The organism is Klebsiella aerogenes (assembly GCA_029027985.1).
GTDB classification, from domain to species: Bacteria; Pseudomonadota; Gammaproteobacteria; order Enterobacterales; family Enterobacteriaceae; genus Klebsiella; species Klebsiella aerogenes_A.
Genome location: CP119076.1, coordinates 4,204,679 through 4,224,904 on the forward strand (window position 1 = coordinate 4,204,679; position 20,226 = coordinate 4,224,904).

The 20,226-nt window shown below is 53.1% G+C and carries 33 protein-coding genes; 31 read left to right on the top strand and 2 right to left on the bottom strand.

Going from position 1 to position 20,226, the window contains the following annotated elements; genetic code table 11:
• Window positions 1–11 precede the first annotated feature (11 nt).
• The gene (locus PYR66_19930; GenBank protein ID WEF27523.1) at window positions 12–827 is read right to left on the bottom strand and encodes a GNAT family N-acetyltransferase; all 816 of its coding nucleotides are present in this window, start codon (window positions 825–827) and stop codon (window positions 12–14) included.
• A gap of 32 nt (window positions 828–859) precedes the next feature.
• Here PYR66_19930 and PYR66_19935 point away from each other — a divergent pair, with 32 nt between their 5' ends.
• Window positions 860–1,393 carry a GNAT family N-acetyltransferase gene (locus tag PYR66_19935; GenBank protein ID WEF27524.1) on the top strand — a complete coding sequence of 178 codons (534 nt, stop codon included), beginning with the start codon at window positions 860–862 and terminating at the stop codon, window positions 1,391–1,393.
• Window positions 1,394–1,641: 248 nt separating this feature from the next.
• Here PYR66_19935 and PYR66_19940 read toward each other — a convergent pair whose 3' ends face one another.
• A complete protein-coding gene (locus tag PYR66_19940; GenBank protein WEF27525.1) occupies window positions 1,642–2,367 on the bottom strand; it encodes a helix-turn-helix transcriptional regulator in 726 nt (241 codons plus the stop codon).
• A gap of 197 nt (window positions 2,368–2,564) precedes the next feature.
• Here PYR66_19940 and PYR66_19945 point away from each other — a divergent pair, with 197 nt between their 5' ends.
• The 30 genes from PYR66_19945 to PYR66_20090 all read left to right on the top strand — a co-directional run bounded on the left by PYR66_19945 (window position 2,565) and on the right by PYR66_20090 (window position 20,149).
• Window positions 2,565–2,828 (top strand): helix-turn-helix domain-containing protein, encoded by a 264-nt coding sequence (locus tag PYR66_19945; protein ID WEF27526.1) that lies wholly within the window; start codon window positions 2,565–2,567, stop codon window positions 2,826–2,828.
• 4 nt (window positions 2,829–2,832) lie between these two features.
• Window positions 2,833–4,893 (top strand): Mu transposase C-terminal domain-containing protein, encoded by a 2,061-nt coding sequence (locus tag PYR66_19950; GenBank protein WEF27527.1) that lies wholly within the window; start codon window positions 2,833–2,835, stop codon window positions 4,891–4,893.
• Between the two features lie 12 nt (window positions 4,894–4,905).
• Complete coding sequence (locus PYR66_19955) at window positions 4,906–5,799, top strand: AAA family ATPase (GenBank protein WEF27528.1); 894 nt, start codon at window positions 4,906–4,908, stop codon at window positions 5,797–5,799.
• 8 nt (window positions 5,800–5,807) lie between these two features.
• A complete protein-coding gene (locus PYR66_19960) occupies window positions 5,808–6,026 on the top strand; it encodes a hypothetical protein (protein WEF27529.1) in 219 nt (72 codons plus the stop codon).
• 13 nt (window positions 6,027–6,039) lie between these two features.
• Window positions 6,040–6,273, top strand: a complete 234-nt coding sequence (locus PYR66_19965; protein ID WEF27530.1) for a hypothetical protein — start codon at window positions 6,040–6,042, stop codon at window positions 6,271–6,273.
• 1 nt (window position 6,274) lies between these two features.
• On the top strand, window positions 6,275–6,466 hold the full coding sequence (locus tag PYR66_19970; protein ID WEF27531.1) for a hypothetical protein: 192 nt from the start codon (window positions 6,275–6,277) through the stop codon (window positions 6,464–6,466).
• Window positions 6,459–7,097, top strand: a complete 639-nt coding sequence (locus PYR66_19975) for a DUF3164 family protein (protein ID WEF27532.1) — start codon at window positions 6,459–6,461, stop codon at window positions 7,095–7,097. The genes PYR66_19970 and PYR66_19975 overlap by 8 nt, the downstream gene beginning before the upstream one ends.
• A 262-nt stretch (window positions 7,098–7,359) precedes the next feature.
• Window positions 7,360–7,734, top strand: coding sequence for a hypothetical protein (locus PYR66_19980; GenBank protein WEF27533.1), 375 nt, complete (start codon window positions 7,360–7,362; stop codon window positions 7,732–7,734).
• Window positions 7,735–7,745: 11 nt separating this feature from the next.
• Complete coding sequence (locus PYR66_19985; GenBank protein WEF27534.1) at window positions 7,746–7,907, top strand: hypothetical protein; 162 nt, start codon at window positions 7,746–7,748, stop codon at window positions 7,905–7,907.
• Window positions 7,908–8,426 (top strand): hypothetical protein, encoded by a 519-nt coding sequence (locus tag PYR66_19990; GenBank protein WEF27535.1) that lies wholly within the window; start codon window positions 7,908–7,910, stop codon window positions 8,424–8,426.
• Between the two features lie 12 nt (window positions 8,427–8,438).
• Entirely contained in the window at window positions 8,439–8,663 is a 225-nt protein-coding gene (locus PYR66_19995) for a hypothetical protein (GenBank protein WEF27536.1), read from the top strand.
• Window positions 8,660–9,199: an HD family hydrolase gene (locus PYR66_20000; protein WEF27537.1), complete on the top strand. Its 540-nt coding sequence runs from the start codon at window positions 8,660–8,662 to the stop codon at window positions 9,197–9,199. The genes PYR66_19995 and PYR66_20000 overlap by 4 nt, the downstream gene beginning before the upstream one ends.
• 148 nt (window positions 9,200–9,347) lie before the next feature.
• Complete coding sequence (locus PYR66_20005) at window positions 9,348–10,037, top strand: hypothetical protein (protein ID WEF27538.1); 690 nt, start codon at window positions 9,348–9,350, stop codon at window positions 10,035–10,037.
• Between the two features lie 2 nt (window positions 10,038–10,039).
• On the top strand, window positions 10,040–10,279 hold the full coding sequence (locus PYR66_20010; protein ID WEF27539.1) for a hypothetical protein: 240 nt from the start codon (window positions 10,040–10,042) through the stop codon (window positions 10,277–10,279).
• Window positions 10,257–10,475 (top strand): hypothetical protein, encoded by a 219-nt coding sequence (locus PYR66_20015; protein ID WEF27540.1) that lies wholly within the window; start codon window positions 10,257–10,259, stop codon window positions 10,473–10,475. The genes PYR66_20010 and PYR66_20015 overlap by 23 nt, the downstream gene beginning before the upstream one ends.
• A gap of 59 nt (window positions 10,476–10,534) precedes the next feature.
• Window positions 10,535–11,011 (top strand): regulatory protein GemA, encoded by a 477-nt coding sequence (locus PYR66_20020; protein ID WEF27541.1) that lies wholly within the window; start codon window positions 10,535–10,537, stop codon window positions 11,009–11,011.
• The gene (locus PYR66_20025) at window positions 10,956–11,390 is read left to right on the top strand and encodes a Mor transcription activator family protein (protein ID WEF27542.1); all 435 of its coding nucleotides are present in this window, start codon (window positions 10,956–10,958) and stop codon (window positions 11,388–11,390) included. The genes PYR66_20020 and PYR66_20025 overlap by 56 nt, the downstream gene beginning before the upstream one ends.
• A gap of 11 nt (window positions 11,391–11,401) precedes the next feature.
• The gene (locus PYR66_20030) at window positions 11,402–11,899 is read left to right on the top strand and encodes a hypothetical protein (GenBank protein WEF27543.1); all 498 of its coding nucleotides are present in this window, start codon (window positions 11,402–11,404) and stop codon (window positions 11,897–11,899) included.
• Window positions 11,900–11,980: 81 nt separating this feature from the next.
• Window positions 11,981–12,634 carry a glycoside hydrolase family 19 protein gene (locus tag PYR66_20035; protein ID WEF27544.1) on the top strand — a complete coding sequence of 218 codons (654 nt, stop codon included), beginning with the start codon at window positions 11,981–11,983 and terminating at the stop codon, window positions 12,632–12,634.
• Complete coding sequence (locus PYR66_20040) at window positions 12,616–12,864, top strand: DUF2644 domain-containing protein (GenBank protein WEF27545.1); 249 nt, start codon at window positions 12,616–12,618, stop codon at window positions 12,862–12,864. The genes PYR66_20035 and PYR66_20040 overlap by 19 nt, the downstream gene beginning before the upstream one ends.
• Window positions 12,854–13,489, top strand: a complete 636-nt coding sequence (locus PYR66_20045) for a hypothetical protein (GenBank protein WEF27546.1) — start codon at window positions 12,854–12,856, stop codon at window positions 13,487–13,489. Before PYR66_20040 ends, PYR66_20045 begins: the two co-directional genes overlap by 11 nt.
• Window positions 13,486–13,731, top strand: coding sequence for a hypothetical protein (locus PYR66_20050; GenBank protein ID WEF27547.1), 246 nt, complete (start codon window positions 13,486–13,488; stop codon window positions 13,729–13,731). The genes PYR66_20045 and PYR66_20050 overlap by 4 nt, the downstream gene beginning before the upstream one ends.
• Complete coding sequence (locus PYR66_20055; GenBank protein WEF27548.1) at window positions 13,728–14,042, top strand: hypothetical protein; 315 nt, start codon at window positions 13,728–13,730, stop codon at window positions 14,040–14,042. Before PYR66_20050 ends, PYR66_20055 begins: the two co-directional genes overlap by 4 nt.
• A 1-nt stretch (window position 14,043) precedes the next feature.
• On the top strand, window positions 14,044–14,544 hold the full coding sequence (locus PYR66_20060; protein ID WEF27549.1) for a DUF1804 family protein: 501 nt from the start codon (window positions 14,044–14,046) through the stop codon (window positions 14,542–14,544).
• Complete coding sequence (locus PYR66_20065) at window positions 14,537–14,746, top strand: hypothetical protein (GenBank protein WEF27550.1); 210 nt, start codon at window positions 14,537–14,539, stop codon at window positions 14,744–14,746. Before PYR66_20060 ends, PYR66_20065 begins: the two co-directional genes overlap by 8 nt.
• A gap of 3 nt (window positions 14,747–14,749) precedes the next feature.
• Entirely contained in the window at window positions 14,750–15,079 is a 330-nt protein-coding gene (locus tag PYR66_20070) for a DUF6527 family protein (GenBank protein ID WEF27551.1), read from the top strand.
• A gap of 2 nt (window positions 15,080–15,081) precedes the next feature.
• On the top strand, window positions 15,082–16,785 hold the full coding sequence (gene terL / locus PYR66_20075; protein ID WEF27552.1) for a phage terminase large subunit: 1,704 nt from the start codon (window positions 15,082–15,084) through the stop codon (window positions 16,783–16,785).
• Window positions 16,785–18,353 (top strand): DUF935 domain-containing protein, encoded by a 1,569-nt coding sequence (locus PYR66_20080; protein WEF27553.1) that lies wholly within the window; start codon window positions 16,785–16,787, stop codon window positions 18,351–18,353. Before terL ends, PYR66_20080 begins: the two co-directional genes overlap by 1 nt.
• Window positions 18,346–19,617, top strand: coding sequence for a phage minor head protein (locus PYR66_20085; protein ID WEF27554.1), 1,272 nt, complete (start codon window positions 18,346–18,348; stop codon window positions 19,615–19,617). Before PYR66_20080 ends, PYR66_20085 begins: the two co-directional genes overlap by 8 nt.
• Complete coding sequence (locus PYR66_20090; protein WEF27555.1) at window positions 19,607–20,149, top strand: phage virion morphogenesis protein; 543 nt, start codon at window positions 19,607–19,609, stop codon at window positions 20,147–20,149. Before PYR66_20085 ends, PYR66_20090 begins: the two co-directional genes overlap by 11 nt.
• Window positions 20,150–20,226 lie beyond the last annotated feature (77 nt).

Sequence of the window (20,226 nt, forward strand, 5' to 3'; positions counted from 1 at the left end):
CCTCCGCCGGGCTAGTTCAGCGACAGACACATTTCATATTGCTGCAACGCCATCGGCACATAGCCCGCCGATGTAAACAACGGCGTAAAGGTTTCCGGGATCGTCACCGAGGTACTCAACCCCGGAAATTGTCGCGCCAGGGTCAGCAGCATTTCCCGCGCCAGCCCACGTCCTCGCGCCGCTGGCGTCAGCCACAAAAACTGCAGCTGCGGCTTGCTGCTGGTGGTCGCCAGTACGGCGAACGCCTGCTGCTGCAGCGTCAGCACCCGGCAGGGCAAGGTAATAAACGTCAGCGGATCCAGCAACCATGGCAGTTGTCCTCCCAGCTCCGCGCCAGCATGGCGCATCAGGTTCAGCAGATCGTAATCCGCCAGCGTGGATTCGTGTTCTCTCGCTTGCGCCTCGCTGACATAGCCGCACAGCCCATGGCGCACCTCGAACCCCAATGACTGATACAGCGCCACCGCCGAATGGTTATCGCGGATCACTTCCAGCCACATGCGCTGCACGCCCTGAGCGCGTAAATCAGCGATAAGTGGTGCCATCAACTGTCGCCCACGTCCCTTACCGCGAAAAGCGGGACGAATGGCGAATGCCGCCAGCCGCGCCTCGCGCCCGCGACGAGCGATCAGGGCGATGGCGACGGGTTCATCCCCCGCCAGCCAGACGCGGGATTCCAGCAGGCTCAAACCTTCGGCGCAAAAGCGCTGCACAAACAGTTCCACCGACATTGATACAGGAAGCAGATAATCGTCAAAACAGTCGTTCAGAATCGTAGTCAACTGCGCGCCGCTAAACTGGACGGCGGGAACGGCGGTGAATTCCATGCATTTCTCCCCGGGACTGCTATGCTGAGGCGATGAAAACTAACACTATAAACCCCGCTATCACTTTTCGCCTGACCGAAGAACGCGATCTGCCGCTACTGCCCGTGCTGGAGCGTTCGGCAGCGCTGTCCTTTGCGCGCATCCCGGCTTTCGCCTGGCTGGCGGAAAGCCCGGTGATGAGCGTCGAAAGCCATCGCCAGTATCTGGAAACCGGTCACAGTCTGCTGGCGCTCGCCGACAACCAGCCAGTCGGCTTTCTGTTAAGCGAGCCGCTGGACGATGCGCTGTTTATCGTTGAGGTGTCGGTACATCAGCAGTGGCAGGGGCAAGGCATCGGTCGCGCCATGCTGACCCGAACGATTGATAACGCCCGCCGCGTCGGCTTCCCGGCGGTGGCGCTCACCACTTTCCGCGAAGTGCCGTGGAACGCGCCGTTTTATACCCGGCTGGGATTCAGCATGCTCAATGAGCTACAGCTGCCCGAAGGCCTCGCGGCGAAACGCGCGCTGGAAACCGAACACGGTCTGGCGGCGGAAACCCGCTGCGCGATGCGTCTGGATTTTTAACACCACGGGAAGCGCCGCACTGCTTTTGTCGCCTGTCTATGGTACAAAGTATGTGGGGAGGTGATCGTTTATGCATGGATGGATCGTCGCCGCGAAAACAGCGAGAAGCCTTACGGGACAAGGCTTGGGGCCGGACAAGCCGTATCTGCACGGCTGGTCGGAAAATGAGATTTTTTTATGATTTATGCGATGAGTTTTGCACTATTCTTGATTGTTAGTGTTAGTTATTAATAGTGTTTTAATCGCTTTTAAATAACCCGCCCATACCAAACAACCTTTCCGACAACATCAAAATCACTGGGTATGTTATCCAGATCAATAACAAAAGGCTCGAACGCAGGGTTAGTGCTGCTTATGCGCAACTGAGAGCCAGGCAAGCGCTGTACCCTTTTCACCAGCAGCTGGCTATCCAGGCGGATAACATAAATGCCTTCTCTTGGGTCCCTATCATCATGGTTTACGAGAATGATATCTTTGTCGTTCAGGACGCCCATCATGGAATCGCCGATTACACTAATGACGGAAAGCTTTCGTGGGTCAGCTTTCAGATGGTTTATGACCCAATAGCGGCGAAAACTAACTGTAAACATTGGACTTTCATCATCGTTCCACGCCCCATACCCGGCAGAAGCAGATACGTTGTATCGAGGAACAAAAACAAACTCTTCCAGATCAACATGGTTCCCTTGCACATCAACGGCTGTTGAACCGTTTATTGGCGCAGGGAGTTGTAAGGCGTCGTTCTTTTCGTCGCCAGTAATCAACCATTCCACAGATACCTTTAAGCATTCAGAAAGCTTTAAGATATGTGTAGCGCTTGGCTCTCTATCCTCGTTCTCCCATGCTTGCAAGGTTGATAACGCCACACCCAGCTGTTCGGCCACAAGCTGCCTGGACAGTTTTAAACCTTCTCTTTGAGCTCTTATACGCTTACCTATTTCACTCTTTAGGTTGTTTTCAGGTTTATCCGTCATATCACGCAAATTCCTCTGGTTTATTTTCGAGTGTTTCATGTTGTTTTCAAGTATCTGTTTTCAATACAAATAAGACTTTATCTTGGCTTTTACGGTCACAGGCAAACCTGAAAACAGAAAATTTAGATTGTTTTCGGGTTGATATAACTCGTTTTTGATCATATTGTACTTATGAGTTGAATCACGGAGATTAACCAATGAGTACATTAGAGAGCGCAAAAAAAAGCCAGAAAGAATCTGACTGGCACAGGGCCGATATCGTTGCAGCTCTTCATAAGCAAGGATGGTCGTTGCGTCGTCTGTCCCTGCATCATGGTTACAAAAGCGCCGGGGCTTTGAAGAATGCCCTAGATCGCCCATGGCCAAAAGGCCAAAAAATCATCGCTGATGCTATCGGGATCTCTCCCGATGAGATATGGCCCACTCGTTATCATAAAGCATTTTCAGGTGAATGGAATTAAGCATATGAACCAGATTAACCTGAAAACGCATTATACCGCTCAGGAATTAGCTGATTTGCGGCTTCCTGGATTACCTGAAACCAGGCCTGGAATTGTTGCAAGGGCCAAAAGCCATGGATGGGATTCACGAGCAAGGGCTGGTCGTGGAGGTGGAAACGAATATTCGATTAATAGTTTACCTAACGAGGCCCAGAACGCTCTTAGGGAAAAAATTTATCAATCGGTCTTAGCGAATAAGACGACGATGGTGGTCGATCGTTCAAGTGATATTAAGAGCCTAAAGCCACGTAGGGAGCTGACGCTGATTCGTCAATGTCCTGCATTGCTGGAGCGTGAAGTGAACTCACTTACAGTGAAGCAAAAGCAAATCGCAGATGCCCGGGCGGTGTTGGCCATGGAAGTCGAAAAGCTCAGAGATGCGGGTTTGTCACGCACAGCAGCGGTTAATTTCGTCTCCATGGGTTCACGCAAAGGAACGCTCCCGGAACATCTGATGAAAGCCTCTGAACTGGCCAATGCCCGTAAAGGCAGCAGTCGTGCTGGCGTCGGTACCCGCAGCCTTCAGGAATGGGTCAGCGTTTTTGAGTCAACGAAACCAGGTATCGAGCGTATGGCCATGTTGGCTCCCGGTCATCTTAAAGCGAAGAAACCAGAGCAGATTAAGTGGCTTCCTGACTTCTTGGCTCACTGGCGCAGTCGCAAAGGTCCTTGTCTTACTGAGGCGTACCGAGATTTTAAAGCCGAATGGACAGCTCTCTATGCTGACCAACCGGCAATGATTGCGGCGTGTCCCTCCTATGACGCGGTTCGCCGGGCGATGGAGAAGCTGCCGCGCCGAGAGAAAGCGCGTGGCCGTGTCAGTGGTTCTGCTGCGCTGGCATATGAATGCTTCCAAAAACGTGACTGGTCGCAAATGCCGGTTAATGGTTGCTGGATTGCGGACGGTAAGTCGCTGGAAATGAAGGTCGCCCACCCCGATCATGGTCGTCCGTTCACACCCGAGCTGACCCTGATTATTGATGGCCGGACACGCTTTGTCGTTGGCTGGAGCCTGGCATTATCTGAAAGCGTAATCGCGGTGGCCGATGCCTACCGGTACGCCATGCGCCACTTCGGTAAGCCATTGTTTGTTTACTCCGATAACGGTGGTGGTGAAACCAACAAAACGCTTGATGCTGACGTGACTGGTATTTTCAGCCGCCTGGGTATTGAGCACCCGACCAGCATTCCAGGACGTCCTCAGTCTCGCGGGATCATTGAGCGTCTGAATAAGGGCATTCCACGCCGCGTAGCGATGCAGTTTGACACCTTCAGCGGCGACAGCGCCGACCGTGAGCACGCACGCATTACCGCTCGTGCTATTCAGTCGGCCGTCAAAGCGCAGGAGAACGGCCGCGAACTAACACCAGTACAGCGTACTGCTTTGGGGAAACTCCCTTCGTGGCAGCAGCTGCTTGACGCCATCGCTGAGGAAGTGGACGTCTACAACAATACCCACGAACACAGCGAACTGCCCAGGCGCAACGGTAAACATATGACGCCAGCAGCGTACCGCCGGGCCGTTCTTGAGCTCGAAGGTGACGAAACAGAGTATCTGACCGACGTTGAACTTCGGGAGGCGTTCATGCCTGAGATGGTGCGCACCGCGCAGCGTGGCTGGCTTCGTCTGTTCAATAACGATTATTTCTCTGAAGAGTTGATCCAGGTCGACAGCGAAGATGTGCGTGTGGCCTTCGATATCCACGACCCGCAGTCCGTCATCGTGCGCCGGATGGATGGTTCTTATGTCTGTACTGCAATCTGGAACGGCAATAAACGTGCTGCGATTCCGGTCAGTGCAATGGATGTGGCCGTTGAGAAACGCCGTCAGCGTCGTATGAAACGCGTTGAAGATAAAGTTCAGGAGATCGAAGCCGAGGGCCGCTCTGTGTTACCGGGGCAACGATTCGATGACCTGGGGAGTTTCATCCCTGCTGAATATACCGTTGAGAAAGAAGAAGAACCTTATTTCTTCCTTGAGACTGACCGCGATGAATATCTGAAAAAAATCGGTAATACCCGGTAAGAGAGAGAAAATATGAGCATACATGTTGAACTGAATGACCTGATGACCCGCAAAGGCTACAGCCAGACTCAGGTAGCCAGAGCAATTGGCAAAAGTACCGCCACCATTAATCAATACCTGCAGGGGAAATATGCCGGTGATGTTCCCGCTATTGATAAGCTGGCTCGTAGCTTTATTAACCGTGAAGTAGAAAAAGAAAAATCACAGCGTATTACCGCCAGCTTTATTCCCACCATCACTTCCCGAAAAGGAATGGAAGTTATCCGCCTGGCTCATCTTGATGGTGACCTTAACGTTATCTATGGCGCAGCCGGGCTTGGCAAAACCATGATGCTACGTGAGTACGCCGCACAGCATCGTGATGCGTTGCTTATTGAAGCAGACCCGGGATATACCGCCCGCGTGGTACTGGAAGAGCTCTGTGGCCTGCTGGGGCTAAGCAAGCGTGGCAACATGCACGAACTCAGTGAAGCCTGTATTGCTGCGTTACGCGAGTCTGGTCGCATTCTGATGGTGGATGAAGCGGAAAACCTGCCATACCGGGCACTTGAGACCCTGCGACGTATCCATGATAAGTCTGGTATTGGCCTTGTTCTCGCAGGAATGCACCGCCTGATTATTAACCTGAAGGGTAAGCGCGGTGAGTACCAGCAGTTATATAGCCGTGTTGGCCTGGCTTTCTGCATCGGTGATTCACTGCCACAGGACGATATTAGCGATATTGCGATCAGCATGCTGCCTGATGCCAGTAAGGCCGATGTGAATGATGCCCTGTTTAAAGCCAGCAACGGCAATGCGCGTCGTTTGTTCAAGCTGGTTCGTGGCGTCAGCCGTCACAGCGAGATTAGTGGTAATGCTGTCAGTGCTGGTGCGGTACGTAAGTTTGCTGAAATGCTGATTAATTAGGGGGAACTATGGCAAAGATTGAAATATCTGTAACCCGAAAAGGAAACGGCATTGATGTCCAGTGCCGCATGATCAAAGACGATTCTGACTCAGAACTGGTTAAGAAAGCAGCTCGGGTTATTCTGGTTTCACTCGGCGGTTTTATCCATTCAATTCTGAGAAAAATGTTCGGAACGGTTAAAGATTTTTCGACCGTTCCAGTGAAAGGTAATGATTCATTTCATTAATTCAGGAGTCACTATGTGCCGTTTACCTATAAACGATCCAAAAATGATGGCCCCGATTAATCGTCTTATGCGCGGTGGCCTGCAGGTTCTGGACATTAACACCCGATTTCGCCGTCCGATTGTTGAAGTAGACCGTCCGTTTGAGGCGTGGCGCGGAAAGGAAGTCGAGATTACCGAGCGCAAGGACGGTAAAAGCTCGCAGGTCAAGATGCTTATCTGGCGCGGGATGCATGTTATCTGGAGGTAGCATGGCTGAGATAGTTATTACGATAAGTGAAAGCGGCGAGAACCTGAATATATCCGCGATTATATCCGCAGAGAAAAAGGACTCCCGTTTAGTTAAAGATGTTTCAAACATTATTGCACCGTTAATGCTGGCGGCTGCGAGTGCTGAAATCGCTAAATTTTTTCAACATTTAAATGAGGTCCATCATGGATAAGAAAGAAACACAATTTACTGCAACGACTGTTCCGGCTGATTACTGGGTTGATGCTAAAGGTGCATTAATCCCGGAGAAACTCCTTAAGCCCATTGACAAGGCTCGTGATGCTTTGGTTGGTGAGATTGTAACTAAAGCTATTGAGTTGAATAAACTGATGGCGGCTTTCAAAGCGGTGACATTTGCCGATATTGCGGCGTTTGTTGACCTTTCGGCTAATGAATATGGCGTGACAGTTGGTGGTAAAAAGGGGAATGTCACCCTCTTTACCTTTGACGGTCGTTATAAAATTCAGCGGGCAATGGCTGACAGAATGCAGTTTGACGAACGCATCCAGGCAGCAAAAGCGTTAATTGATGCGTGTCTCAATGAGTGGACAGAGAATGCCCGCAAGGAAATAAAGGCGATCATTGATCGTGCGTTCGATGTCGATAAAGAAGGGAAAATCAGTGTCAGTGCAGTTCTTTCCCTGCGTCGTTATGAATTCGACGATGAGCGCTGGAAAAAAGCAATGGTGATTATCGGCGAGTCGTTGCAGGTTCTGAACACCAGTTCATATATCCGCATTTATGAGCGGGTTGGTGATAATGGTCAGTACAGGCCGATTTCTCTGGATATGGCGGCGGTGTGATATGAACGCGAATGAGTTTAACCGTAAATATAAATCAGGTACCGCGTTCTGGCATCAACGCCCAAAAGAAACCGAACGTCGGGCAGTAAGAACTGTTGCTGCGGCTATGGATTTGAAGTCAGCGACAATTGTGGAAATTAACGTAGAGCCCTGGCTTGCAAACGTGAACTCTCTTACGCGTCAGGACTAATTAAACCTTAATTACTTATTAAATGGCGTAATGCGTCAGGGGCACGCTTACGCCTGAACCGAGGATAAGACCATGTCAGTAACTGTCATAGACGAAATGCTATTTAAGGTTTTTGGCTCTGTTGAAAAAAACAATGAGGGTACAGAACTCATTTTTCGTAATAACGGATGGGATGAAATATTTACTTTCTTCCATGAGCAGGATTGCTGTGAAAGCGTCTGGATTGAAGATATCGAAGGTGACCTGAGCGACCTTGAAGATTCACCCATTCTTGAAGCAGAGGTGGTAAGTAATAAAGAAACTGATGATTCCTGCGATTCCAGAACATGGACTTTTTTCAAGTTTGGAACAGCGAAAGGACATGTTGTTGTTCGCTGGTGTGGTGAAAGTAATGGTTATTATTCAGAGAGTGTAACTCTGAAAATCACCAAAACCATCGACTTTTAAAGGTTAATAAAATGAAAGCATTATCATTTTACGATCGGATTATGCTCAATCCTTACCTTCGTCCGGTGACCTTAACTTTATGCGTTTTATTTTGCATCGCTGTATGGGGTGTAGGTATTCACTACAGCCTGAAAATGATTGAGCTGTTATTAACCGTATTTAAGGAGGCTTAAATGGGCTTTTATAAAACATCCACAAAAAAGGCGCTTGGCGCATGGGATAATGAAATTAACCAACGAATTTCTCTAAAAGAAAAAGCGGACGCATTCGCTAAAAAATTTGGCGGTAAGCCTGTCTTTTCTGGTAGCGCTACAGACTATCACTTTCACGGTCTGTCATTCGATGTCGCGCCACTTATTGGACATAGCAGTCTCTGGACGCTTTCCCGTTCGCAGAATGGTTATACCCGCAAGCCCCGTGGTAAGACCCGCATTCCCCGCGAGCGCCGCGAGGAACATCAGCAGCTGCTGGACGCATGGGATGACGGTCGCCCCACGGAAAGAATCTCAAGGGAGCCTTACTGGAAAGCCCTGGGTCTTGAATGGGGAATGTTGATCCTGTGTGGCATTACCCACTATCGGGTCGGGGATGTGATTTATTTCAAAACCGAAGCCAGACCATCCCCGGATTCCGGTGCAATAGAAATTGTTGAATCGGAATTTAAAGCCGCTGAAAAAACATTGGGCTCATAACAGGGGGCGATTATGGCTGGATATCTCTGTGTCTCCGGGTGCGAAGTTCAGGATATGGGTAGTAAGCGTATTTATCACCTTAACGATAATTCCGTTGTAATTGAGCATCCCGATTACCCAGGAAAGACAAGATTTCAATTTTATACCCGTAGCGGTCAGTCAATCCGTAAACCGGCTGATAAAACCGCAATGAAACAAGCCGTAGAACGTCATAAGAAACGTTGGAGATTAGCATGAATACCGAAAACCGTTTTATTACCACCTGGTCAGGTCAGCACTTTTATTTTTGTAATTCAGGTATTGACGTTATTTATATTGATGATATCGCCCAGGCGCTTTCCAACCTGTGTCGCTTTACGGGTCATCTCGATGAGTTCTATAGCGTCGCTCAGCATTCGGTTTTGGCGAGCTATCTGGTGCCGCCTGAGTTGGCACTTGAAGCGCTGCTGCACGACGCCAGCGAGGCTTATTGCAATGATATTGCCGCGCCGCTTAAAGCCTTACTGCCGGATTATCGCGGTATTGAAAAATGGGTTGAGGGCTTAATCAGCCAGAAGTTTGGCCTTCCCGAAACCATGAGTCCGGTAGTCAAACAGGCTGATCTCATCATGCTGGCCACAGAACGCCGTGACCTGTTTATTGACGACGATACCGAGTGGGCCATTCTCAGGGGCATTCAGCCTACGGATAAATTTATCATCAGCCCGCTTAATCCACGTCAGGCCAGAAAGTTGTTTATGGAGCGTTGGCATGAACTTAAACCAGCAGCATAAAGATATCGATAAACAAAAGCTGATGACTGACGCATCGAGATTCAGGGATCCGGCCGAACGTCGTAGTTTCTGGTCAGTCATCTTCATCACGTTTATTTCAGCATTAGCTATCGTCCTTTTTAACTTTATTTTTTAGGAAAATTACCAAATGAGTCATGACAAAGATGTTTTAAATAGATTCCTGATAAATACTGCCAATCACACAATGAAGGTTCACCGCGATGATGGTATTTATCGTCATCTGGAGTTTTCACGTAATGGCAGTAACAGTTATCGGTTTGATCTGGTTACATGGCCAGGCTATCTGTGCGTCACCGGCGATATGGGAACGTGGACCTTTAGCCGCATCACAGACATGTTCGATTTTTTCACGGCCAGCCATTTCGGGCGGCAGGAAAGTTTTCTTATTAACCCTGGCTATTGGTCAGAGAAATTTGAAGCGGGTGCAGGTCGTGGTCGGCGTGAGTCGCCTTGTTTCGAGTTCGATGCACAGGCCTTTGATAGCGGGTTACAGCAGTGGCTTGATGCTTATCTCGAAGAGTGTGACGACGATGATGACGCTAAAGAGGTCAGAGACGCTATAGATGAGCTGAAGGGTAACAACTTCACCACAGAGAGCGATGCGTATCATGCCCTCGATAGCGCCTATTTTCCAGGCAATGTCAGTGCATTCGACATCTGGGATGGTATTGAAGGTCTCCAGGCGTACAGCGTCCACTATCTCTGGGTCTGTTATGCGATTGTGTGGGGAGTTGAGCGTTACCGCACCGCCAAACTGACGGACAAAGCAATCAATACTTTGCTGGCCTTTCAGTTCGTTAACATGAAAAAGGAGTAATTATGAGTCGGGAATATATTTCTACCGTCATGGGCAATGTTATTACCGATGCACTTGCGGTACATCTTGACCGGTTAGAGCTTCAAATAAACGAAGAACTCAAATCCAGTAATTACATGATTACTTCTGAGCTAGCTAAAAATGCAGCAAACATCGAGTATTTGCGTACGCATATTGTAGTTAATCAGCGGGTAGAGTTATTTCAACTAGGGGATGACGATGATGAAGAGTCTCCTGCGTAATATGACCGCCGGTAACTTTAACCGGCGTTATCCGGTGGGCTCCCGTTTCCGGTATTACATCGTTCCCGGGATGCCTGAAGTAGAAGAAGTCGTCACCACCTCTGAAGCCTGGCATGTACGCAGCGGCCGGCTGGTCGTCCGGGTTGCCGGGAAAATCGGGGGCGTGTCGGTTAATAAACTCGAACCCATTCAGTGAGTCATTCTTGCAGGCACTTTGCGGAGTGCCTGCCGTAATGGCAACCAACAGGAGGTAATATGTCCACTCCAGCAAAACGCGGCCTTATCGGGGCCATCAAAGCCGGTCAGGCTCATCTGGGCTGGGATGACGCGACATATCGCGCTGTTCTGGCCCGCCTGTGTAACGGCAAAACCTCATCCACAAAATGTTCTCTCGACGAACTGCAGGCCGTGCGTGAATACATGCATGAGCAGGGCTTCCCCCGCCAGTCAGCCCGTCACGGCAAGCGGCCAAATGTGGCCCGTTCGCGCAAAACGATGCTCAGCAAAATTGAAGCTTTGCTTGCAGATGCAAAACGCCCGTGGAATTATGCCGAGAAAATGTGCGATCATATGTTTCAGGTAAAGCGTGTGGAATGGTTGACGGATGAACAGTTAACCAAGCTGATGCAGGCGCTGGCCATAGACGCAAAACGGCGTAAAAAACGGGAGACAACAGATGAATCTGCAACAGGTGACAGAACTACTGCCCCCGGCAGTAATACAGATAGCTGACCTGATTGGCTTCCCGGCCACCGAGCAGCTGCTATCCGCGTTCGGTGGTACCACTTTCCCGATTGGTAAAGGTCTCCGCGCTCTCGGCGCTAACCGCGCCGCTCTTCTCCGCGATACCATCGGCGACCACAATACCCAACTCCTGATCAAAAACTTTGGCGGTGAGGTGCTTTATCTTCCTCGTTGCGATCGGGCGTTACGTGAGTTGCGTAACCGTCGGTTCCTGGCTGAGTTTGACACCGTTCGTCAGGATGGGACGTCTTCACTGATGGCCATGACTCTGCTATGCCCGCGTTATGGTTTTAGTGATCGCTTTGGATGGGAATTGCTTAGCAAACGTAGGCAAGATTTATCAACCAGACAACAAGCACTTTTTTAAAGGTTAATAAAATGGAATTTTTAGTAGCACTGATTATTTTTGGACTTTCTGTCGCAGTGTACAAAGATGCTCTTGCGAAGAATATTGCACGTCCGGCACGATGGGGTATTGGCGTAGCTTTTATTTTTATTATTTTTTTACCCCTGTATCTTTTTAAACGAAAAAAAATAGCAGGTTCTGCTCTGGAGATTACAGACGCTCCGGGTATACAGGGAGGGAAAAATCTTAACCCCTTTGCCGCTTACATTTTGATGTTCGTACTGTCTTTTATTGGGCCTTTTTTGGGTTTTGTCAAAGGTGATCTTCCTGGATGTAACTCGCCAGAAGTAGCCAGCGTCATTACCAAGCTTCTAAATGGTCAACAATTTAGCGATGCGGCACAGGTTAGTTACGATAAGGTAGATGAAATTAGACACTGTAACCTCACAACGTCAGAGCAAGTTTTTTCCTACACAGTCAAATGGTACAGTGAAGATAAAGATCAGTTCGTTGTTAAATTCGATAATTAAACCCACTGAACCCCTTCACCTGATTCCCTGATCCCCCTCCCGCGATACTGACACCACCTTTATTTTCCGTGGTGTCAGTACATGAATCTCAACGACTTCCAGCGTGCCGCCGGCATTACGCAACAGCGAGCGCAGCAATGGCTTGATCCGCTGAATGCGGCCATGGCCGAATTCTTTATCAATACCCCGTTGCGTCAGGCTGGCTTTATCGCGCAGCTCGGCCATGAAAGCACCCGTTTTGCCGTCATCAGCGAAAACCTGAACTACCGTGACGCTGCGCGTCTGGCGCTGATTTTTCGCTCTGACTTCGACAGCAATAAAAACCGCAAGATTGATCCGGCTGAGCTGGAGTTTGCCAAGGGCTTTGTCGGTAAACCGCAGGCCACAGCTAACTTTGTCTATGCCAACCAGGGCGGGAACGGCCCGGAATCCTCCGGCGACGGCTGGCGCTATCGCGGCCGTGGCCTAATTCAGGTCACCCTCAAAAACAACTATCGGGCCTGCGGGCAGGCGCTGGGGCTGGACCTGCTGAACAATCCCGACCTGTTACTTGAACCGGTGAATGCCTCCCGTTCTGCCGCCTGGTACTGGTATCAGCACGGCTGTAATGCGCCGGCGGATGCGGCCAACGTGGTCGAAGTCACGCGCAAGATTAACCCCGCGCTGGTCGGACTTAACGACCGCGCCATGCTCTTCGAGAAAGCCCGGAGGGCGTTATGTCCCTCAAAGAACTGATTTCTAACCCGTCGGGCCGGCTCAGCACCAGCGACACTATTACGTTTTTTACCTTTCTGGTCACGTCCGCGATCGTCATCTGGTACGGCTACAGCCTGCAGCTGCAGGAGTGGATGTTTACCGCCTACATCGTCGCGTGGGCGGGCCATAACATCGGGTCAAAACTGGTGGCCATGAAGCGCGATCAGCCTGCCACCGGTACAAACGGAGGTTCTCCTGATGGTCAGTAAACTCTGGACGCTGGTTAAACCGCTGCTCCCCTGGCTGGTTGCTATAGCGCTGATTCTGTTTGCGGGGATCTGGATTGGTATTCAGGTATGCGCCAGCCAGATGCGTGGAGATGTACAGACGGCGAACAACGCGACGGCGACCGTCCAGAAGGCGTTCGACGATTACAAGATTGAGCGCGAAAAAACGGATGCCGATCAGGCCAGGCAGAACCAGTCACAGCTGCAGGCTCAGGTAAATCTTGCTGAACACTACCGCCAGCAGGCGGACAAATTGTCCGGGGAGCTGCTGGCCAAAGGCAAAGCGCTGACGATCGCACAGCAAAAACTGAAGGAAAAAATTGATGAACTCGCACGCAAAGATGGTGTTGGCTGGACTGGCATCGGTCCTGGCGCTTTGTGCCTGTACCAGCAGAACCTCGGCTATCCAGCCGGACCCGGTTGTAGTCAATACCTGTCAGCAGCCAACAGCGGAAATGCTGGATATTCCGGCGATGCCGGCAGCGCCGGCGGCGGACTCTCTCCCCGGGGAATCCTCGGCCACAGCAACGAATACGGCGAATGGTGCCAGCTCATCCGCAACAAACTGAACACCATCCGCCAGCTCTACGGTAAGGAGCCACAATGAACCCAGACCAGCTTTACCAGTTACTTCTCGGTCTTGTCACGTTGTTCGGCGGTATCTGGATCCGCCGCCTGCAGCTCGATATCCGCGATCTGGAAGAATCGGTTGACCGTATCAGAACCGAATACCAGCGCCGGGACGATGCCTCGCGTGATTACAGCCTGGTATCGGACAACATCCGGGACATCAAGAACTCACTGAACCGCATCCTCGACAAACTGGACAAGAAGGCAGACAGGACATGAAGGCCAGACAAAAGCGGCGGCAGCGTCGTATTACCACAGCAAACGTGACGCCGTCGGTCAGGCTGGCCAGCGATGACCCGTTAATGCTTCTGCAGCAGTTGCTGACGGAACAGCGCCGGCCGTTCTCCCCCGACATCATGCCGGAGCTGGAGAAAATATCCGGGGCGGTGATGCGTATCGATCGGCGTATTGATGCGATGGAAAGCCGGGTTATCCGTCAGGGTGCTATCTCCGGCGGGCTGACCGGGGCGCTGTCGGGCGGGCTGGTCGTGACGACCATTTCCTTAATCAAGGCCAAGATGGGGTTCTGATATGGCGCATCCGCCCGAGACAAGGGAAAAAGTACGGCGGCTTTATATTCAGAGCCAGCTGTCCCTGCAGATCGTTTCTTCGCAATGCGGCGTCAGTTTTGCGACGGCCGCCCGCTGGAAGAAAGACGCGCAGGACAGCGGCGACGACTGGGACAAGCTCCGTGCCGCGAACGTGCTGGCGGGTAATGGTATGGAGGACGTCGGCCGGGCCATCCTGATGGGGTTGCTGGTCCAGTATCAGACCACCATTGAACAGCTCAACGTTGATTCACAGCTGCCACCACAGGCCCGGGTTGAGCTGCTGGCCAGTCTCAGTGATGCCTTCAACAAAGCGACGGTGGCGAGCAAGCGCGTTTTGCCGGAGACCTCGCAACTGGCCACGGCAATGGAAGTGCTGACGATGCTCAGTACCTTCATCAGTGAAAAATACCCTAAGCATATGGAAGCCTTTGTCCAGGTGCTGGAACCCTTTGGTAATGAGGTGCAAAAACACTATGGCTGACAAATTAATCCGGGTGAATTCCCGCGTCAGCGTGATGGCCAGCCAGGTGGCTTACGTCATCGCGCCGGAGTTTAAGGATCGTATCGACGTTCACCTGCTCGATGGCCGCGTTGAAGAGCTGGAATACTCTATGCGTAACGAACGCTGGAGCGCTAAAGACCGCTTTGAACAGGCTGTTAACGACGCTTTAAAGGGGGAATAAATCATGTTTATTTCCGCCGTTGTGAAAAATGTGTCTCACGATCGCCTGTCTTTCATCTGCCCGGGCTGCGGTTTTCCCCATCAGGTGACCATTGGCCAGGGCGACGGCCCGCGCTGGGACTGGAGCCATGATTATGTTCGCCCGACTTTTAACCCCAGTATCCTGGTGACCTGGGAAGAGCCGAGCGATAACCCGGCATTTTTTGATGACCGGGCTAAGGACCAGCACCGTGTCTGTCACAGTTTTGTGCGCGATGGCCTTATCCAGTATCTGGCGGACTGCACGCACGAACTGGCCGGGCAGACGGTCCCGCTTTCGCGTATCGGGGAATAACTGTGGCGCGTAAAAAGAATGTCTCCCTGAACAAAAAGGAGTTTGAGGCCCAGCTCAACGAGCTGGCCGCATCGCTGCGCCGGTCCATCGAGGCGGAACAGGTCGGCTTTGACCCGTCTCAGGAGGCCGTCAATCAGCGCCGTGAGGCGGTCAGGGATCCGGTTAACGGCTTTCGTTACTTCGTGCAGAATTACTTCCCGCACTATATCCGCCATAAAGATGAGTCGGAGCTGCATAAGTTCCTGTTTCAGCGTCTGCCTGAAATCGTCACCTCGACCGTCAGTCAGCAGGATGCCATAGCGGCCCCGCGCGGTGAGGCCAAATCGACCATTGTCAGCCAGCTCTGTACGCTTTGGTGCATCATCCTGGAGCTGAAAAAATACCCGGTCATCATCATGGACAGTATCGACCAGGCGTATCCGATGCTGGAAGCCATTAAGGCTGAGCTCTGCTGGAACCCGCGTCTGAAGATGGATTTTCCCGAAGCGTGTGGGGCTGGCCGTGTCTGGCAGATGGGTACCATCCTGACCGCCACCGACATCAAGGTGCAGGTTGCCGGCAGCGGTAAAAAGCTGCGCGGCCTGCGTCATGGTCCGTATCGTCCCGATCTGGCTGTACTGGATGATATCGAGAACGATGAGCTGGTCCGCAACCCGGACCAGCGCGACAAGCTGGATAACTGGCTGAAAAAGACCGTCCTGCCGCTGGGTGGCGCGGGGGCCAAGTTCGATGTGATCTACATCGGGACTATTCTGCATTACGACTCGGTGCTGTCACGCACCCTGAAGAATCCCCTGTGGAAACGTAAACGCTTTAAAGCGCTGATCACCTGGCCGTCAGACATGACACTGTGGGATAAGTGGGAAGAAGTCCTGCGTAACAATGACGAGGACGGCGAGCTGCTGGCCCGGGCGTTCTACGATGAACATCGGGAGGCAATGGAAGCCGGCGCGGTAGTTTCCTGGTCAGCGCGGCCACTCTATACCCTGATGTTGATCCGCGCCCGTGACGGTCACAGCACCTTCGACAGTGAATACCAGAATGACCCGGTCAGCGGCGATGATGCGCCGTTCGCCACCTGTATCTCCTTCTGGGTTAACCGGCTGAAGGAATGGTCATTCTTTGGCAGCATCGACCCCAGCCTGGGTAAGAACGGCAATTCCCGCGACCCGTCGGCGATCCTGGTTGGCGGGTTTAACCGGATGACCGGAGTCCTGGATGTCGTCGAAGCCCGCATCAAAAAGCGTCTGCCGAGCGTGATTATCAGCGACACCATCGCGCTACAGCGCGAATACGGATGCCTGTGCTGGTCGGTTGAGGCGGTCCAGTTTCAGGAGTTCCTGCGTACCGAGCTGGTCCGACAGTCGGCAGAACTCGGGGTCCCGGTACCGGCGATGCCGGTTATTCCGCACTCGGACAAAATCCTGCGTATCGAGTCGCTGCAGCCCTACGTGTTCAACCAACTAATTCGGCTCAGCCCGACTCAGGTCACCCTGATAGAGCAGCTCCGCCATTTTCCGATGGCAGACCATGACGATGGCCCGGATGCCCTGCATATGCTCTGGGCGCTGTGCAATTCCTTTGGGACGCGCGACGGTTTCCGCCACGTTCCTCGCCGGCAGGACGATGACAGAGATGATGACAACAGACATTCAGGCCAGCAGCGCCAGCGTTCCCGCTCGCGCTTTGGTAACGGAGGATGGTAATGGGCAAGATAGTTGATCAGTGGGGCCGCCCATTTGATAAGGCGGTAACCAAAGCGCCGCAGACAGCACGGATGATTCAGCTTAACAGCACGTATCCCGATCACCCGTCGCGGGGGCTGACGATTCGCCGTCTGCCCCGGCTACTGCAGGAAGCCGAGCAAGGTTATCTTTCCGCGCAGGCAGACCTTTTTGACGATATGGTTGAAAAGGACGGCCATATTTTCTCGGAGATGGCCAAGCGTAAGAATGCGCTGCTGGGTCTCGACTGGAGCATCGAGCCGCGCCGTAACGCGACAGCTGAAGAGAAGAACCTCGCGGCGATGGTTCAGGAGTGGTTCGACTCACTGGATAATCTGGAAGATATCATCCTGCAGGCAGCGGACGCGATCGGGCATGGTTTCAGCTGTCAGGAGCTGGAGTGGGAGCTTGAAGAGAATGTCTGGCTACCCAGCGAAGCCCACCTGCGGCCGCATCGTTGGTTCCAGGCTCGCCCCGACCGTGGCGATATTATCCGCCTGAATGATGGCAGCATCGAGGGTGCCGAGCTGATGCCGTTCGGCTGGATGGTACATAAGCATAACGCGAAAACAGGCTTTACCGGTCAGTCTGGCCTGTATCGCGTGCTGGTCTGGCCGTACCTGTTCAAGAACTTTGCGGTTCGTGATCTGGCGGAGTTTCTGGAGATTTATGGTCTGCCGGCACGAGTCGGTAAATATATGGCCGGCGCAACGGACCAGGACAAAGACGCTCTGTTCGAAGCGCTGGTCACCCTGGGCCATAACGCGGCCGGTATTATTCCGCAGGGTACTGATATTGACTTCAAATCGGCAGCATCCGGCCAGGCCGACCCGTTCGTCGCGATGATGGACTGGTGTGAACGCACCGAATCCAAAGTCATTCTCGGGGCCACGCTTACCAGCCAGGCCGATGGCAAGACCTCCACCAATGCGCTGGGTAACGTCCATAACGACGTCCGCCACGATATCCTGGTCGCGGATGCCCGCCAGCTGGAGGGTTTCTTCCGCAACATGATTGATATGTTGCTGCGGATTAACGGGTATGAGGTTTCACGCCGCAAGCTGCCTAAACTGGTATTTGATACCCGGGATATCGAAGATATCGAAACCTTCTCTGCAGGGGTGAAAAACCTGGTGGAATCGGGTGTGAAAACCATTCCGGCATCCTGGGTGCATACAAAGCTGGGTATTCCTGTTCCCCAGAAAGATGAGGCCGTACTGGTGGCCCCGGCCCAGACCGGCACACCGTTACCCGTTGCACTGAGTCAGCGGTTCCGGCGCATTGCTGCCCTGACCACCGCCGCAGAGCTGTCAGACCCGGCGCAGGAGGCGCTGGATAACGGCCGTCCGGTGCCGGAGAAGATCGCCGCCGCCATGCAGAACCTCATTGCGCCGCTGGTCGCTGCCCTGCAGGATGGCCGCCTGCCTGATGAGGCTATGGATATTATTGCCGGCAGTTACCCGGATCTGGACGACAGCGAGCTGGTGACCCTGCTGGAGCAGGCGCTTTTTGTCGCGGACGTATGGGGGCGGCTGAATTCCGATGCCTGACAGCGTTGACCTGAGCTATGCGATTGGCCTGAAGCCGGCGCAGGCCATCGAGTATTTCCAGTCCAAGGGCTACACCATAGGCTTTAACTGGCATGAGGTGGAGGCGCGGGCGCACGCGACGGCGTTCACCGTCGCCGGCATCCTTCGCCAGGATATCCTGCAGGACGTTCGCGCAGGACTGCAGGACTCACTGGACAACGGGTTGACGCTGGAACAGTTCCGCCGGCAGATGACGCAGAAGCTGACGCAGAAAGGCTGGCTGGCCGATAAGGCGAAGCTGGTCGCCGATGAGGATGGCGTACTGGAGGGCAAGCAGTTAACCCCGCGCCGGCTACGCACCATCTTTGAAACCAATATGCAGTCCTCCTATGGTGCCGGCCGCTACGCCCAGCAGATGGAGAACGCCGCCGACCGCCCGTACTGGACGCGCGTGGCGGTCATGGACCTGCGCACACGGCCCGCACACGCGGCGCTGAACGGACTGACGGCCCGTTATGACGATCCCATCTGGCAGTTTGCCTATCCGCCCGATGGCTGGGGATGCCGCTGCCGCGTCCGGGCACGTTCGCAAAACGATATCGACAGCAAAAGCATCTCCGTCTGGTCGAGCGAGGGGCATCTGGAAACCGTGCAGCAGGCATGGGGGCCGCAGGATACCCGCGAGGTGCAGGCGTTCCGCTACAACGGCCAGCTCTATACCCCTGATGCCGGCTTTGGCCACAATCCGGGTCAGGGCTGGCTGGCTGGTCTCGGTCAACGCCTGATGGACCGCTCAACCACAGCACCACCACAGATGGCCGCGCTGGCTGTTCAGCACACACTTTCGGAGCCGCAGCTGCTTGACGCGATCACGTCCGACATGCGCCGCTTCGTGAACCAGTCGCTGCTGCGTGAGCCCGCCGGTGCTTTCCGTCATGCCGGCGCACTCAGTACCCGCACGCTTGATGCGCTGGCCGGTCGTGGCCGAATGCCCGACGCCGCAGTGATGACGGTGACCGACAGCGCGGTGGTACAGTCACCCGGGCCGCTCTGGGAGCTGTTGCCGGCACAGCTGCGCCAGCCTGCAGCGGTACTGGCTGATGGTGACGATCTGCTTTATGTCATCCGCAATGGCGAGTCACTCCACCAGGTGCGGGCCGTTCCCGGGCAGAACGCTGCCGGTTACACGCTGCAGTTACCGGACGGCGGCGCAGAACTGACACCGACGTCCCTGCAGTCGCTGGCTGAATTACCGTTACTGGAGGGCGCGTTAAATGGCCTATGAAATCGTTTTTGACGTCACCGACTTTGAGCGCTCGCTGGGCGAGCTCATCAGGAGCTTTGAGGATCGTGCGCCACTGATGCGAATGCTGGCCGGGATGATGGAGGATGCCGTACAGGAGAACTTCGAGCAACAAGGCCGGCCTAAGTGGCTCGGATGGAGCCCACGTTATGCTAAGCGGCGGGGGCCAGGTCAGATACTGCAGCGGTCTGGTCGGCTGGCTTCGAGCATCGTTCAGTACAGCGACAACGATATGGCGACCGTCGGGACCAATGTCATCTATGCCGGCATTCACCAGTCGGGTGGTAAGATTAGCATCCCTGCCCGTAGCCAGCAGGCTTATTACCACCAGAACAAGGACGGCACCCTGAACAATCAGTTTGCCCGCAAGAGTAAAGCTAATTACGCAGAGTGGAATACCATCCCGGCGTATGAGATTAAAATGCCTGCCCGCCCGTTTCTTTTTCTGGCCGAATCCGACGTCAGCGCTATGGAAGAAAAATCGGCGAATTATTTCAGTCAGATCTACCGATAACCCGCGAAAACCAAAAACGCTCTGTAACGCATCACAGGGCGTTTCTTTGTCTTAAACGGAACGGAACTACCTTCAAA